Here is a 15,741-nt window from a genome sequence, read left to right as displayed (position 1 = left end):
TTGGCAAAAGACCTTTTAAATTTAAACCCAGCCAAAGCTGGATTTAAGCAGCCAAGCTTAGCTTTTTGGTGCGCCTGTGTATTTGAATGTGTATTTCACATCAAATGGTGCCCACCATTTTGCCACGCCTGTTGCTTTATCAGCGTGACGACCAAAGCCTTGTGTGCTTGGATTGTCTATGTGATAGGTTAGCTCATAGTTACCAACGCCAGTATCCATTTTGATATTTGCACCATAGTGTGGGCCATCGCTTGCTACCATTGGCATAAATGTGCCTTTTTTGACCTTGCCATTATCAAGGTTTTTTAGCGTATAAGCGATCTTCAAAAACGGTATCCACTCGCCCTCACCAAATCCGTTTGCATTGCCAGTAATGGCGTGAATATCAGCTTCAAGGTGAATATCAGCCAGACTTGGGGCTAGATCGATGCCTTTTGGTTCCATATCGATTGGTTGCAAATAAACTGCTGCTATCTCCATTCCATTTATCTCAACTGGTTCGCCGATTGGTTGCTCTGCTGCTGCCAAAACTGAAGTAAGGCTTAAAGCCAACATTCCTGAAAGTAATTTTTTCATACTTATTCTCCTTTATTAAAATTTAATTGACGTTTTTTGATTATAAATATTCCTGCTATCAAAGCTAAAATCATCATGCCTTGAGGCACCAAACTCTCATAATATGGATAAATTCCAAGCCATGAGATAGTAGGAACGCCCTCTATTATGCTAGGCACAAAAAGTTTGCCCTCGACTAGCTCCATAACTCCTTTTCCAACAAAAACTATAGACATATAAAATATAATCATCGAAGTTGCTATAAAAAACGGTTTTATAGGGATTTTCAAAGAAAATGCTTTTATCACAAAATACGCTATAAGCAAGATAATGATTCCAGCCATAAAACCGGCTCCTATCATGCTAAAATCTAAATTTGAACTTGCATCAAAGATTAACGCTTGATAAAACAACACAGTCTCAGCTCCCTCTCTATACACTGCTAAAAACACAGTCCACCAAAGTGCCTTGCTATCGCCACTGCTTAGGCTATCTTTGATATGTCCAGCTATGTAATGGCTCCATTTTTTGGCTCCTGCATTGCTAAGCAGCCAAAATCCAACGTAAAATAAAAGCACAACAGCCACAAGCATCGTGATTCCTTCTAAAATCTCTCTGCTTTGTCCTGCTAGACTTGAGCCAAATATTAAATTTATAGCATAAGCAGTCACAAAGCTTAGAATCACAGCTATGCTAACTGAGCTATAGACCAAATTTAGATGCTTTTTATTATCAGTTTTTAGCAGATACGCTACGACTGCAGCTACTATGATAAGGGCTTCGAACCCCTCTCTTAAAATAATGCTAAGAGCGTAAATAAATAACGCCCAGCCGCCTGTTTGCTCGCTTGCTTTTTCTAAGCTAGTTTGGAGTTTTGAGTAAAGCTCGTTTTGCTCGGCTATGATTTTATCGCTACTTGCTCCGCTTTTCATTAGTGAAACTATCTTGCTAAAGCTAGCTTCGGTGGCGGTTTTAAGTGGATTATCGATCGCTCCTATTTTGTTTTCCATGCCACTAGCTTCATACTCATCAAAATAAATATCACCAACATCGCTTATAGCCTCGCCCATGTTTCCACTCTCATAAAGCTTAAGAGCATCGCTCATTTTTTGTTTTATGTTTTGGACTGTTGGAGCGAAATCAACCTTTTTCTCCTCTATTTTTATCTCTGGAGCAAGCGCGTAAGACTCTTTTGGAAGCTTTATTATTGCAGTTTGGATTAGCTCATCTATGTCTTTTAGCGATTGCTCTAAACTCTCTTTGTTTAAATTTAGATTTTGGCTTATTACGTTACCCATAATCTGTTGTATCATCTGATCCATTTTGCTATTAGCATACCTTCTTATGGCGATTTCTAGCTGAGTGTTTCTGTATAGATCAAATTTGATTTTATTCATAGCGTTTTTTATAGCCTTAGCGTCGCTACTGTCATAAGCGTTTGAAACGCTTTGCAAATTTGAGCTTATTTGATTGTAAATATCACTCCACGGATTATTATTTGCCTCAATTCCTGCAGCACTAAGCCCACCATCATCGCTTTTTTCAGCCACTAGTTTTGCGCCAGTTTTTATGACGGGCAAGATCTCTTTAATCTCGGCATTTAGACTATCTATCATTGTTTGAATGCTCTGCTCGTCTTTTGAGGCTTTTATGGCTTTTCTTATCTCGCCAAATTGCTTTTCCATAGCGTAAGCTTTTTTCTGACCTAAATTTATACGAACGCCAGCTTCTAAATTTTCAAAATGGCTAAAATACGCACTTTGAGTTAGCTCTCTTGCCTCTTTTGAATTGCCCTCTTTGTATAGTTCTACTACTTTTACAAAGATCTCTTCTATGCTACGAGCCTCTTTGTCATAGTCCACACCAAAAAGATGAAGTTGCATAGATATAACTAAAATAAAACTAATAACTATTTTCATAAATAAAGCCTTAAAAATATAAAAGTAATGAGAGTTATTCTCATATTTGAAATGGAAATATACATCTTTAAAGCTTAAAATTAGATAAATATTGTAAAAATTTATTGATAATAAATATTAAATTTAGAATATAAATCTTGCTTAAATATAGTTATATTAAGCAAGATTACCTTATAACGCTATCGTCTTTTACATAGAAAAAATCAATAGCGCAAATGAGTATAATAAAAGCAAAAATAACAAACGAATATATCATTTTAATTATCTTTTAAGCTGATTAACGATTTGAAGCATATCATCACTTGTAGTGATAGCTTTTGAGTTGGCCTCATAAGCACGTTGTCCAGTGATAAGATCAGTCATCTCCTCGACAAGCTGGACATTACTCATCTCCACAAAGTTTTGTTTAACCTGACCAAAACCATCCACGCCGCCATTTCCTACTACTGGCGCTCCACTCGCTGCTGTTTCAAGAAAATTATTATCTCCCATAGCATGAAGCCCAGCTGGATTTATAAAACTCGCAAGCTCGATCTGTCCGATTTGAGTCATTTCTTGGTTGCCTGGTTGTAAAACAGAAACCGTCCCATCGACACCTATAGATACATCAGTCGCGTCAGCTGGGATATTCATCTCAGGAAGCAGCCTGTAGCCATCGCTATTTACTATATTTCCATCGCCGTCAAGCTTAAAAGCACCATTCCTAGTATAAGCAGTCGTGCCATCAGGAAGTTGGATTTGAAAAAATCCATTTCCAGCTATAGCCATATCAAGCTTATTGCTAGTCTCTTTGAAGTTTCCTTGAGTAAATATTTTGGTGATAGCTGTAGGTCTTACACCAAGTCCTACTTCCATGCCTGTTGGACTCATGGTTGTCGTACTTGTCGGAGTTCCAGCGTATTGCATAGTTTGATACATAAGATCTGCAAATTCAGCACGATTTTTTTTGTAACCTATAGTATTTACGTTTGCGATATTGTGTGAAGTTGTGTCTATTTGGGTTTGTTGAGCCACCATTCCTGTGGCTGCTGTATAAAGTGATCTTATCATTTATGCTCCTTTTATGCTTTTATAGAAGCTAGTTTGCTTGTTGCTTCTTGATTTAGGTCTGTCATGTGTGATGTCATGACCTTTTGGTACATATCTACAAGGCGATTTGCCTCGATTAGACTTACCATTTCTACTACTGGATTTACGTTCGAAATTTGAGTATATCCTTGTGCTACTGAGCCGCTATTTGCATTATCTCTTATGTCGTTTAAATTTGATAGAATAAACAGATTATCGCCCTCTTTTTTCACATCTCTTATCTCTCTTGGTTGAGCTATATATAATCTTGCTATATTTTCGTTATTTACATATATTGCGCCATCTTTGTCTATGCTTAGCTCTGAGCCTTGTGGCACGACTATACCTCTAGTTTGGGCTGGTTGGGCTTCGTAATTACTCGGCAAAACTCTATAGCCCTCTTTTGAGACTAAATAACCATCATTATCTAAATTAAAAGCCCCATTTTTAGTCATTCTTACACCATTTGGAGTTTCTACTAAAAAAAATAGATCTTTTTTGCCAAGTGAGAGATCAAGTGGATTATTTGTAAGCTTCATCCCACCCTCGCTAAAATCAGTGTATTCTTCATTGATATGAGGAACTCTGTCTATGGTTCTATTTAGAAATTTAGCAGCGTCTTTTGTATTATTTTCGAGTGGTAAAATATCTCTAGTTTCTTTAAAAATTCTCTCAAAATCAGCTATAACTACATCGTCTCTTTTGTAGCCAATTGTATTGACATTTGCTAGATTGTTGGTTATGACATCGAGTCTATTAAACTGCGTTACCATTGCGCCAGTGGCTTGATAGTAGCCGTTTTGCATACGCTCTCCTAAGTTGAACTTTTCTTGTATTAAGCAAGTTGCGTTCCATATCTGCCAAAACAACTATTTAGATGATTTTAATAAACATTTGGATATAATCCCTAATTTTACAGAATATCTTAAATTTACAAAGGAGCTTTATATGAGTGCAGCAAAAGAGATATTTGCACAAATTGAAGAGTTATTTAAAGAAAACTCAAAAGGTTATGTTACCTTTGAAAAGCTTATTAGACTATTTGACAAAGCTCCAACAGCAAGTGGTATCAAAAAAATCGAAGCATTGGCAGAACTATACAAAATACAACTTATAAGTGCAGTTGAAGCTGCTAAAATAAAAAACATACAAGATGCCAAAAGAATTGAAGAGAGTAAAATAACTTCCGCAGAAGCTATTATTGAAGAAGAATTTGACCTAACAAACGAAAATGAACTTCTTGAGTGGTCAAGGTCTGATAGCCCTGTGAGAATGTATCTAAGAGAAATGGGGCAAATTTCGCTCCTTACAAAAGATGAAGAGGTAGAAATCAGCAAAAAAATCGAGCTAGGCGAAGACATTATTATCGATGCGTTTTGCTCTGTGCCGTATTTGATCGATTTCATACTTGATTATCGTGAGCCACTTATCAACAGAGAAAGACGTGTAAAAGAGCTGTTTAAAAGTTTTGACGATGATGAAAGCGAAGATGAAGCAGAAGATGAAATAGCAGATGAGTACGAATATGATGAAAATGAGGATTCAGAAGCTGCAAATCAGGCAAAAAAACAGTCTAAAAAACTAGATAAAAGATCTGAAAAAGTCATCGAAAGCTTTAAAGCTCTTGAAAAAGCAAAAAAAGAGTGGATGAAGATAGTTTCTAAGCAAAATATAGCCATAGAAGAAGAGGCTAGCTTGCTAGAAAAGCTAAATTTATCTTTTAAAAAGAAAGTTTTGAAAGATAAGCTCATGGATCTTGGCCCAACAAGTAAGCTTATAAATGAGATAGTAAAATCAATGGAAACTGCGCTAAAAAGCGATGATGACTTTGATAAAGAGCTAAAACGCTTAGAGTACCGCTTGCCTATGTTTAGCCCTGAGCTAAAGAAAAACCACCAAGGCATACTAAAAGATATAACAAAATTATCAAAGGAAGACATTATATCAAGGGTTCCTGAAGCTACAATGGTTTCTACTTATGTCGAGATCAAAAAGCTATTTCAAACAAAAGAAGCTAGCAAAACTGGATTTAACCTTGAGCCAAAAGAGCTAAAAATAGTCTTAGATCAGATAAAACGCGGTAAAAATATAAGCGATGACGCAAAAGCTAGAATGGCAAAATCAAATTTGAGACTCGTCGTAAGCATAGCCAAACGCTACACAAACCGTGGGCTTCCATTTTTGGATTTGATCCAAGAGGGCAATATCGGTCTTATGAAAGCAGTTGATAAATTTGAATACAAAAAAGGCTATAAGTTTTCTACATACGCTACGTGGTGGATACGTCAAGCTATAAGTCGTGCTATAGCCGACCAAGCTAGAACCATTCGTATCCCGATACACATGATAGAAACGATAAATAGAATTAATAAAATAAACAGAAAGTACCTGCAAGAAGAAGGCAAAGAGCCAGATGTAAGCGTCATAGCTGAAGAGGTCGGACTAAGCGTTGATAAGGTCAAACAAGTCATAAAAATAACAAAAGAGCCTATAAGCTTAGAAGCTCCAATTGGCAGCGAAGATGATGGCAAATACGGTGATTTTGTTGAGGATAAAACAACTCTAAGCCCAATGGAGCAAATCCTAAAAGGCGATCTAAAAGAGCAAATAGATGACGTGCTAGATCAATTAAACGATAGAGAAAAAGCTGTTATAAGAATGCGTTTTGGTCTACTTGATGATGAGAGCGATAGAACTCTTGAAGAGATAGGAAAAGAGCTAAACGTAACTCGTGAGCGTGTCCGTCAAATAGAAAGCTCAGCTATCAAAAAACTTAAACACCCAAAAGTTGGTAGAAAACTTAAAAACTATATCGAGGGAAATTAATCCCTTCTTGTTTATATGTAGCTTTGGGTTTTAAAGCCCAAAGCCTCTAAATTTAACCTAATAATTTTCCCATTTGACTTTGCAACATTTGCATATTATGTGCAGCCATCAAAGTAGAACTATTGATTTGTAAATTTGCATTATTGAAGTTTGTGACGTTGCTTGCAAGGTCGTTGTTTTGTAGCTGGCTTTGACGAGCAGTAGCTGAAGTAGCAAATCCAAGACTAGCATTTATTCCACTCATAAGATTATTTTGAGTACTTCCTATATCTGATCTTAGCAAATTTACACTATCCATAAAACTTGAAATACTTTTTTGATTTGTTATATCAAGTGAGCTTATGTTTGGAGAGCTTAGATTTATGCTAGTTTGTCCGCTTCCTGTTTGGAAATTTAAAGTCCCACCAAAGATATTATTGCCGTTAAAGCTAGCTGAATTTAATGAATCTTGCATAGAAGTTTTTATAGAATTTGCTTCACTCGTTAAAGCACTTCTTCCATTGCTTCCTAAAGCTGCATTATTCATTCTTACTGAAAGTTGATTTAATTTATCAGCAGAACTATTCAAATTTTGCAAAGTGGAATCGGCTATTTGAAGCATACCAATTGCATCATTTGCATTATTTACGCCTTGCATTGTACCATTTGCTTGACTTTGCAAAGAGTCAGCTATAACCATATTTGCACTATCAGTACCACTTAAAGCTCTATTTGCGGCTATATTTTCAAGTGCTTTATTGGCATTATTTTGTGCACTATTTAAATATACATTTGTCTGATTGCTAGACATACTATTTATTTGCATGATTGCCTCCTTTTATAGGCTTTTATCAAATTTTACTGCTTTATCTTTTAAGATATTCTTAACTGTCAAATCTTACTTTCACAGAAAGCCCATGAGCTCCAAGCCCCTCAGCTTTAGCCAAGCTCATGCAAGCCTCACCAAGCTCATCAATACCTTGCTTATTCATAGATATAATAGAGCTTTTTTTCATAAAATTACTCACGCCAAGTGGAGAGAAAAATCTAGCGCTTCCACCAGTTGGCAATGTATGATTTGGACCAGCTAAGTAATCGCCTATAGCCTCAGGAGTGTAATGTCCTAAGAAAATAGCGCCTGCGTGCTTGATGCGTGGAAGATAATCAAAAGCATTGTCTGTGGCGATTTCAAGGTGCTCGACCGCCAAAGCATTCATAAGCTCGACGCATTCATTCATATCTTTTGCCACTATGATAGCAGATTTATTATCTATGCTCGCTCTTGCTATTTTTTCACGGCTTAAAGTTGGTAAAATAGCATAAATTTCATCTTTTACACTATTTGCAAATTGATCATTGAAAGTGACTAAAAAGCTACTTGCAAGCTCGTCGTGCTCTGCTTGAGATAGCAAATCAATAGCGATATTTCTAGGATTTGCACTATCATCAGCTATAACGCCGATCTCGCTAGGGCCAGCTATCATATCAATATTTACATCGCCAAAAACTAGTTTTTTAGCAGTCGCGACAAAGATATTTCCAGGTCCAGTTATCACATCAACTTTTTTTATAGTTTTTGTACCATAAGCCATCGCCGCAACTGCACTTGCGCCACCTACTTTGTAAGCTTCTTTAATCCCAAGAAGATGCATAGCAGCTAGTAAAAGCTCATTTACCTTGCCCTCAACTGCTGGAGTACAGACCACGATATCCTTAACTCCAGCTACGATAGCTGGGAGGGCATTCATAAGTAGAGAGCTTGGATAAGCTGCCTTTCCACCAGGGATATAAAGTCCAGCGCGATCAACTGGAGTGACCTTTTGACCCAAAATACTACCATTTTCTTCAAAGCTAAGCCAAGTTTTTTCAAGTTGTTTTTCATGGTATTTTTTTATGCGATCGCAAGCTATTTGCAAGGCGTTTTTTAGCTCATCAGATATATTTTCATAAGCCTTTTTCATCTCATCAGTGCTTATAGCAAGGTTGTCTTTTACTTCCCAACGATCAAATTTAGCAATCTGTTCACTAAGAGCTTCATCGCCTCTATTTTTGATATCGTTTATTATATTTGTGACTATGCTCATAACATTTTGCATATCCAAATTTGAGCGATTTACTAATTTATCGAATTCTTCATTAAAATTTTTATCATTACTATTTAGAATTTTCACTTTTTCTCCTTTATTATATTATAACATATCAAATTTAAATTTTCTCTCATATCTCTCAAGCAAGCTTTGATTGCCTATCATTCCACCTTGGTGAATGTAGAGAATTTGATTTGTAAATTTATCTAAATTTGCAAGCAGGCTCAGCCAACCAACGCTATCATAAAGCAGCTCAAACTCCACGCCTGTAGTGTCTTTAAGCTCTTTATAAATATCAAATAGCTCTTTTTTTATATCCCCAAAATGATACTTTTTCAAAAGGTTTAAAATTTGCACTTTTGAGTGCTTATCAAGCTCAAATATCATCTTAGCAAGGTAAGCACTATCCCCCACGCAAGGAGTCGTAAAGACGTTTGTATTTTTTAGATTTTTAGCCAGATAAGCAGCACTCGTGCCAGTTCCACTTGGCAAAAACACGTCAAATTTAGTGCCAGTTTTAGTCATAAACTCTTCTATCAAATTTGCCTGAGTTTGAAATCCAAGCTCAGCCTCACTCATCGCCACGCCCTCTTTTATGAGGATATCACCGTCTTTTAGTGCCATTTTGGCGGCATTTACTCTGTCTTTAGCTTCATAAATTTGCATACCATTTTTCAAAGCATAAGCGTAATTTCCATTTGGATTTTGCTTTAAAAATGAGCTTATATGATCTGTAAAATATATAAACTCAAGATTTTTAAGTCTTGCAAAGACGCTTATAGAATACATAGCGTTTGACTGGTTTGAGCCATACGAAATTATACGTTTAATGCCCTTCAAATCAGCGTTTAAGAAGTATTCTAGCTTTCTTGCTTTGTTACCGTTAAACTCGCCACCGATCAGATCATCTCTTAAAATCCAAAAATCCCTACCACGAAATTTGATTAACTGAAACTTATCTATTGTTTTGCTCCAAAATTTGTTCTATTTCTTTCATGGCTGCTTTATTTGAAATGCTAAATTTGATCTCGATTCTTCTTGAAGCGTCGTTGTCTTCTTTGCCATCTTTGTAAATCAAATCATTGAAGCTTCTTCCACTTGCTATAAGGTATTTTTGTAGTTCAGGATTTTTGTAAAATGAGTAGATAAATTTCATAACCTCATAGGCTCTTTTTTGAGATAATTCAAGATTGTAAAGGTAGTTACCAACGCTATCAGTATGACCTTCGATTGTGATTCTATCGATATTTGGTCTGATCTCATCACTTAATAAAATATCAAAATATGTGCTTAGTGTTCTTCGCAAATCAAACCTAGCGCTATCTTTTAAGGCAAATGAATTTGTATCAAAAAGCACGCTTGAAGGCAGAGAAATCGCACCCGAATCCATATCTATTTTTATGCTATTTCCAAGCTTTTCTTTGAGAGTCGTGATGACCTTTAGTCTAATACCGCTAAGGCTTTTTATCCGCTCTTTTGTGGAGTTTAGGTCAGATAGCAACAGACCATAATCTTTATCTTTTTTGCTAATACTTTCTTGCAAGCTAGCTATGAGCTCATCTTTGTTTTGTAAGGTTGTATTTAGTTCCAAATTTAGCCTATCCACGTCATCAAATGCATCTCCAGCATTTTGCAAGGCTAAATTTAGCTCCTCAAGCTTTTCATTAAAAATAGAGTTTATCTCTTCTAAGGCTAAGTTTTTGTTTTTTTCAGATTCTAGCTTTTGCATAAACTCTTTTATGGCATTTTCTCTTTTAGAAAGCTCTATTGAGTTTAGCTTTAAGGCTTGTTCTTGAGACTCTATATCGCCTTTTAGCAGCTTCAAATCGCTTTGAGTTAAGACATATTTGACAACGATCGCACCAACTAAAAGTATAAATACAAAAAGCAATCCAGCCATCAAATCGGCATAAGCGATCCAAAAATTACTGTTTTCATCTTTTTGATTATCTAGCTTCATCTGGCTTTGCTTCTAATTTTTCTAAGGCCAAATTTGCCTCTTCGTCTATCTCTTCTATACTTTTTTTAAGCTCATTGATTATCTCTAAGCTATCATTTTGACCAGCTCTTTCATCGTCAAAAACCTCTCTAAAGGCTTTCATTCCATCGATCATTCCAGATTTAAACCCATCAAGTGCTAGTTTTTGCTTGTCTAAAATCTCGCTACTAAAGTTTTGCAAGCTTCCTTCAAATTTGGTTATATTATTGCCAAACTCGCTAACTGATTTTTCAAGCTTAGAAATCTTATCATCGCTGGCTGTGTGAAGTCTGACATAATGCTCATTTACATTTAGCTGAAGCTCTTTTAAATTTGAGTTAAAAGTGTGAAGGACATTTAAAATATCTGCATGAACTTTTACGATATCTTTTTGATCCCTGCTTGCTTTAAGAAGCGTTCCCATGGTGTATTTGACGTGTTCGCTACTTAGCTTGACTGCGTCTTCTTCGACTTTTAGCATATCGCAAAAGTTTTTAAATTTACGCTCAACCGTCCTATCAAGCTCTTCAAAAAACTCTTGTTTACTTACGTGGTCAAAGATGACTCCGATCTTCTCAAAAGTGCCAAGAGTTTCTTGCATATATCTTTTTTCTATCTCTTCTTTATTCCAAAAAAACGAACTGGTTGCGTTTTTTTGTCTGTTTATGAGCTTTTGAAATCTATTCATTCCAAATCTCTCAAAAAATATCCACCAAAGTGCTAAAAATATACCATAAATCGAGATATAAAAAGCAGTTCCTACGCCATTTAGCAGCATAGAAATTTCATTTTCCAAAGCCACTGCATTTGTAGAATTAAAGCTTGGCATAGAGATTGCAATGCTTAAAAATGTTCCCAAAATACCAAGCATAGGGAACACTCCAGCACCCACAAGAGCGTAGTTATCATTTCTTACATCGGCTGAATATTTTTTTACAAACTCGTCGAAATTTCCATTTGATCTTCTCTCTTTGCCGATGTAGAGTAGGCTTTTTAATATGAAGTTTTTTAACTCTTTTTTAAACTCATCTTTGCGTTGTTCAAACACAAAACAACCAAACTCAGCACTATGTCTAGCAAATATGAGAGCTACAAAAAGTATAAAGCTCATCATCAAAATCGTATGCAATTCAACGTAAAAATTTATAATTTTTAAGTATCCAAGCAAGAATATAAGATAAACAAAAATTGGTAAAAATATGATTTTAAAATAAACTAAGATTGATTTTCTATTATTGCCTTCTGGCAAAGTGAATTCATCAAGAGTATCGTTTTTTTCCATACAAATTCCTATAAATTTATACTAAATTTAACAAGATATTTTTAAATTTAGTATAAATTTGGTAGCAAAAGCTACCAAATTTTAGTTTCTATTCATACAATTAAGATTTTCAAAGGCTTCTAAAAGTCTGTTAATCATACTTTCTTCGCCACTTCTTAGCCATTTTCTTGGGTCATAATACTTTTTGTTTGGCTTTTCATTGCCTTCAGGATTGCCGATTTGTCCTTGGAGATAATCGTGGTTTTTAGCCTCGTACTCTCTTACTCCATTCCAAAAAGCCCACTGAGTATCAGTGTCGATATTCATCTTGATTACGCCGTAACTAACAGCGTCTTTGATGTCTTTTAGCTCACTTCCGCTGCCACCATGAAATACGAAATTTACAGGTTTTTCGTCGCTCAAACCGAATTTATCTTTTATAAATTTTTGAGAATTTTTGAGAATCTCAGGTCTTAAAACGACATTTCCTGGCTTATAAACGCCATGAACATTGCCAAAACTAGCAGCTATACTAAACTTATCACTTATCTTGCCAAGCTCTTCATAGGCGTGAGCTACTTCGTGAGGCTGAGTGTATAAAAGTGCATTATCTACATTTGAATTATCCACGCCGTCCTCTTCTCCGCCAGTTACTCCAAGCTCAATTTCAAGGCTAATCCCAAGCTCACTGAGCTCTTTTAGATACTTTTTGCAAGTTTCAATATTTTCTTCTAAGCTCTCTTCGCTAAGATCCAGCATATGAGAGCTAAAAAGTGGTTTTCCAAAAGCTTTTTTATGCTCCTTGCTAGCCTCGATAAGTCCATCTATCCATGGAAGAAGCTTTCTAGCAGCATGATCTGTATGTAAAATAACAGGAATGCCATAAGCCTTGGCTAAAAGATGAACATGTTTTGCTCCAGCAATAGCACCTAAAACGTCTGCATTTGGGCAAGCCTTGCCAGCGTAAAATCCAGCTCCGCCATTGCTAAATTGAACAATCACAGGAGAGTTTGCTTTTTTAGCAGCTTCTAATACGGCATTTATAGAATCACTACCTACAACATTTACAGCAGGCAGAGCAAAGCCCTCTTTTTTAGCGTAAGCGTAGAGTTTTGTAACGTCATCGCCGCTTAAAACTCCTGCTTTTACAACATCCAAAACTCCCATTGCAAATCCTTATTTATACTCTATTTTTGCAGCTTTTTTAAGCTCATCAACTTTCTTTTGCATTACATTTCTGAACTCATCAGTTTTAAGTTGAGTTTCGATTTTGCCTTTTACTTTATCATAAGCTAGAGCAGTTTGTGGTTTTGAATCTTCTTTTAAAATGATGTGGTAGCCAAATTCGCTTTGAACTGGTTGTTTTGTCATTTCGCCTTTTTTAAGCTCGAAAGATGCTTTGCCAAATGAAGGAACCATTTGAGACTCACCAAACCAGCCTAGCTCGCCACCATTTTGTGCTGAACTTTTATCTATTGATTTTTCTTTAGCTATTTGGCTAAATTTTTTATCTAATGCATCGCCTTTTAATCCATTTAGACTTTTAATGATATCTTTAGCTTCTTTTTCGCTTGCAACTAATATATGTTTTGCTTTTGCTTGAGCTGGAACTACGTATTTGTCTTTATTTTGTTCGTAAAGATCTTTTACTTTTTTCTCATCTACTTTTAAGCCTTCAAATTGTTTTTTCATCCATATATTTACAGCAACATTATCTGTGATATCTGCTATAGCTTTTTTATATTCAGGATCTTGGTTGATACCATCTTTTTTAGCTTGTTCTACCATAAGTTGTCTCTCGATAACTCTGTCTAGTAGGTTTTTTTTCATTTCTGCAGGTATTTTTTCAAGTTCACTCATATGAGAGCCAAGTGCTGGAGCTAGATCTTCATCAGTGATATTTTGTCCATTTACTGTTGCTAAAACAGCTGCGTTCAAACTCATTGCAGCAGCCAAACTTAATGCTAATGCTAAACCTTTTTTCATACTTATCCTTTGTAAGTTAAATTTAAAAACGTGTCATTATAGCTAAAAGCTTGTTAATATTTTGTAAAATTTATTTATTTTTGGATAGAATCATGAAATGAGAACTATAAAAGATACAAAAGAAATTAAAGAATTATTTTTACATAACTTTAACGGTGCTAGAAGTGAGCTTAAATTTAAAAATCTATACGAGCTTATAGTCTGCGTGATGCTCTCAGCCCAGTGCACAGATAAAAGGGTAAATTTAATCACACCTGCACTGTTTGAAGCCTATCCAGATGTCGTCTCGCTCGCAAATGCAAACCTTAGCTCGCTCAAGCTTTTTATAAATTCATGCAGCTTTTTTAACAACAAAGCAGCAAATTTAATCAAAATGGCAAAGTCAGTTGTAGAAAATTTTGACGGTCAAATCCCGCTAAATGAAAAGGATCTAACAAGCCTTGCCGGAGTAGGACAAAAGACTGCTCATGTCGTTTTAATAGAGCATAATGAAGCAAATTTAATGGCAGTTGATACGCATGTTTTTAGAGTTTCGCATAGGCTTGGACTAAGCAAGGCTAAAACGCCTGAGGCTACAGAAATAGACCTGACAAAGGCGTTTAAAACTGAGCTAAACACACTTCATCAAGCAATGGTTTTGTTTGGAAGATACACTTGCAAAGCCGTAAAACCAAAGTGCGATGAGTGCTTTTTGGCTAAGCTTTGCAAATCTAAAACTATCTCCTAAGCTCACCCAAAAGCTCATCTAAAACCCTCACTACAAGCTCCACTTGTTCTTTGGTAATGATGTATGGCGGCATAAAATAAATGGTGTTTGCCAAAGGGCGGAGCAAAAGACCTTTTTGCAGTGCTCTTTTATAGATTTCATAACCCGTTCTAGGCTCTTTAAATCCCACAAGATCGAATGCTAAAACCATACCAGTTTGTCTAAAATTATCTATAAAATCGTATTTTAGAAGTTTACTAAACTCTGATTTTATAAATTTAGATAGATGTAAGTTCTTTTCTATCACATTTTCTTGCTCGAAAATATCCAAAGTCGCATTCGCACACGCGCAAGCTAGGGCATTTCCAGTGTAACTGTGAGAGTGCAAAAACGCCTTTTTGCTCTCATAAGTATCATAAAATAGCTCATAAGTCTCATCGCTAGTCACAACCACGCTAAGAGGCAAATATCCGCCAGTTATACCCTTGCTAATACACAAAAAATCAGGCACCACGCCACATTGCTCAAGAGCAAACATACTTCCAGTCCTACCAAATCCCACCGCAACTTCATCAAAAATAATATCTATGTCGTAGCTTTTTGCCAAATCGCAAGCTTTTTTGATAAAATCCCCGCTATACATATTCATATCTCCAGCGCACTGGATAAGCGGCTCAAGAATAAAAGCTGAAATTTGGTCGCTGTATTTTTCTAGTGTGATTTTTAGGTCATTTAGAGCTTCTTCATCGCTTACTTCATTGCCTTTAAAGCTCATAGGAACCGATGTCTGAACTGTTTTGATAAGGATATTTTTGTAGATTTTTTTATACAGCTCGACATCACCGACGCTAAGAGCAGCGATGGTTTCGCCGTGATATGAATTTTTTAAATTTAAAAATAGTGGCTTGTTTTTGCCTTTTATCAGATTTTTGTGGTGGCTCATTTTAAGAGCTATTTCGATAGCACTACTTCCATTATCTCCATAAAAGCACTTATTTAGCGGTTTTGGAAGGAGATCCACTAGTCTTTTTGAGAGTTTTATAATGCCCTCATGACTAAAACCAGCCATTATAACGTGCTCTAAATTTGAAGCTTGTTCGCTAAGTTTTGCGTTTATATAGTCGTTTGAATGCCCAAACAAATTCACCCACCAGCTAGAAACACAGTCAATATAGCTATTGCCATCAAAATCGCTAAGAATAGCACCTTTTCCTGATTTTATCGGAATGATCGGGAAGTTTTTGTGATCGCTCATCTGAGTGCATGGATGCCAAATATGCTCCAAATCAAGCCTTGATAACTCTAAATTTGTCATTTTCTACCTTTATTAATTTTGAGAAATTATACAACAATTTAAAGGTGCAAGCCAGCCAAAA

Annotated in this window: 14 protein-coding genes; 2 read left to right on the top strand and 12 right to left on the bottom strand. The window is 35.9% G+C overall.

Annotated elements, in window-relative coordinates:
* Positions 1–57: 57 nt before the first annotated feature.
* The 4 genes from CIG1485E_RS03350 to CIG1485E_RS03335 all read right to left on the bottom strand — a co-directional run bounded on the left by CIG1485E_RS03350 (position 58) and on the right by CIG1485E_RS03335 (position 4,348).
* Positions 58–576, bottom strand: coding sequence for an iron transporter (locus tag CIG1485E_RS03350; protein ID WP_038453700.1), 519 nt, complete (start codon positions 574–576; stop codon positions 58–60).
* A 2-nt stretch (positions 577–578) separates the two neighbouring features.
* Complete coding sequence (locus tag CIG1485E_RS03345; protein WP_038453698.1) at positions 579–2,474, bottom strand: FTR1 family iron permease; 1,896 nt, start codon at positions 2,472–2,474, stop codon at positions 579–581.
* A gap of 261 nt (positions 2,475–2,735) precedes the next feature.
* Positions 2,736–3,524 (bottom strand): flagellar basal-body rod protein FlgG, encoded by a 789-nt coding sequence (flgG, locus tag CIG1485E_RS03340; protein ID WP_038453696.1) that lies wholly within the window; start codon positions 3,522–3,524, stop codon positions 2,736–2,738.
* 11 nt (positions 3,525–3,535) lie between these two features.
* Entirely contained in the window at positions 3,536–4,348 is an 813-nt protein-coding gene (locus tag CIG1485E_RS03335) for a flagellar hook-basal body protein (protein WP_038453694.1), read from the bottom strand.
* A 142-nt stretch (positions 4,349–4,490) separates the two neighbouring features.
* On the opposite strand from CIG1485E_RS03335, the gene rpoD reads away from it, so the two are divergent.
* Complete coding sequence (rpoD, locus tag CIG1485E_RS03330) at positions 4,491–6,368, top strand: RNA polymerase sigma factor RpoD (protein WP_038453692.1); 1,878 nt, start codon at positions 4,491–4,493, stop codon at positions 6,366–6,368.
* A 52-nt stretch (positions 6,369–6,420) separates the two neighbouring features.
* Here rpoD and CIG1485E_RS03325 read toward each other — a convergent pair whose 3' ends face one another.
* The 7 genes from CIG1485E_RS03325 to CIG1485E_RS03295 all read right to left on the bottom strand — a co-directional run bounded on the left by CIG1485E_RS03325 (position 6,421) and on the right by CIG1485E_RS03295 (position 13,659).
* On the bottom strand, positions 6,421–7,173 hold the full coding sequence (locus tag CIG1485E_RS03325) for a flagellin (RefSeq protein ID WP_038453691.1): 753 nt from the start codon (positions 7,171–7,173) through the stop codon (positions 6,421–6,423).
* 58 nt (positions 7,174–7,231) lie between these two features.
* The gene (gene hisD / locus CIG1485E_RS03320) at positions 7,232–8,518 is read right to left on the bottom strand and encodes a histidinol dehydrogenase (protein WP_038453689.1); all 1,287 of its coding nucleotides are present in this window, start codon (positions 8,516–8,518) and stop codon (positions 7,232–7,234) included.
* A gap of 18 nt (positions 8,519–8,536) precedes the next feature.
* Positions 8,537–9,274 carry a 1-aminocyclopropane-1-carboxylate deaminase gene (locus tag CIG1485E_RS03315; RefSeq protein ID WP_235183858.1) on the bottom strand — a complete coding sequence of 246 codons (738 nt, stop codon included), beginning with the start codon at positions 9,272–9,274 and terminating at the stop codon, positions 8,537–8,539.
* A gap of 115 nt (positions 9,275–9,389) precedes the next feature.
* Positions 9,390–10,394, bottom strand: coding sequence for an OmpA family protein (locus tag CIG1485E_RS03310; RefSeq protein WP_038453686.1), 1,005 nt, complete (start codon positions 10,392–10,394; stop codon positions 9,390–9,392).
* The gene (locus CIG1485E_RS03305) at positions 10,381–11,694 is read right to left on the bottom strand and encodes a MotA/TolQ/ExbB proton channel family protein (protein WP_038453684.1); all 1,314 of its coding nucleotides are present in this window, start codon (positions 11,692–11,694) and stop codon (positions 10,381–10,383) included. Before CIG1485E_RS03305 ends, CIG1485E_RS03310 begins: the two co-directional genes overlap by 14 nt.
* A gap of 81 nt (positions 11,695–11,775) precedes the next feature.
* Entirely contained in the window at positions 11,776–12,840 is a 1,065-nt protein-coding gene (gene fbaA / locus CIG1485E_RS03300) for a class II fructose-bisphosphate aldolase (RefSeq protein ID WP_038453682.1), read from the bottom strand.
* A 9-nt stretch (positions 12,841–12,849) separates the two neighbouring features.
* Entirely contained in the window at positions 12,850–13,659 is an 810-nt protein-coding gene (locus CIG1485E_RS03295) for a peptidylprolyl isomerase (protein WP_038453681.1), read from the bottom strand.
* 106 nt (positions 13,660–13,765) lie between these two features.
* On the opposite strand from CIG1485E_RS03295, the gene nth reads away from it, so the two are divergent.
* Positions 13,766–14,386 (top strand): endonuclease III, encoded by a 621-nt coding sequence (nth, locus tag CIG1485E_RS03290; RefSeq protein ID WP_144242190.1) that lies wholly within the window; start codon positions 13,766–13,768, stop codon positions 14,384–14,386.
* On the opposite strand, the gene CIG1485E_RS03285 is transcribed toward nth, so the two are convergent.
* Positions 14,376–15,680: an adenosylmethionine--8-amino-7-oxononanoate transaminase gene (locus CIG1485E_RS03285; protein ID WP_038453676.1), complete on the bottom strand. Its 1,305-nt coding sequence runs from the start codon at positions 15,678–15,680 to the stop codon at positions 14,376–14,378. The genes nth and CIG1485E_RS03285 overlap by 11 nt on opposite strands.
* Between the last annotated feature and the right edge of the window lie 61 nt (positions 15,681–15,741).

This window comes from Campylobacter iguaniorum (assembly GCF_000736415.1).
GTDB lineage: Bacteria > Campylobacterota > Campylobacteria > Campylobacterales > Campylobacteraceae > Campylobacter > Campylobacter iguaniorum.
The sequence above is the reverse complement of the archived record's forward strand: the minus strand, read 5'-3'. Positions and strand labels throughout refer to the sequence as shown.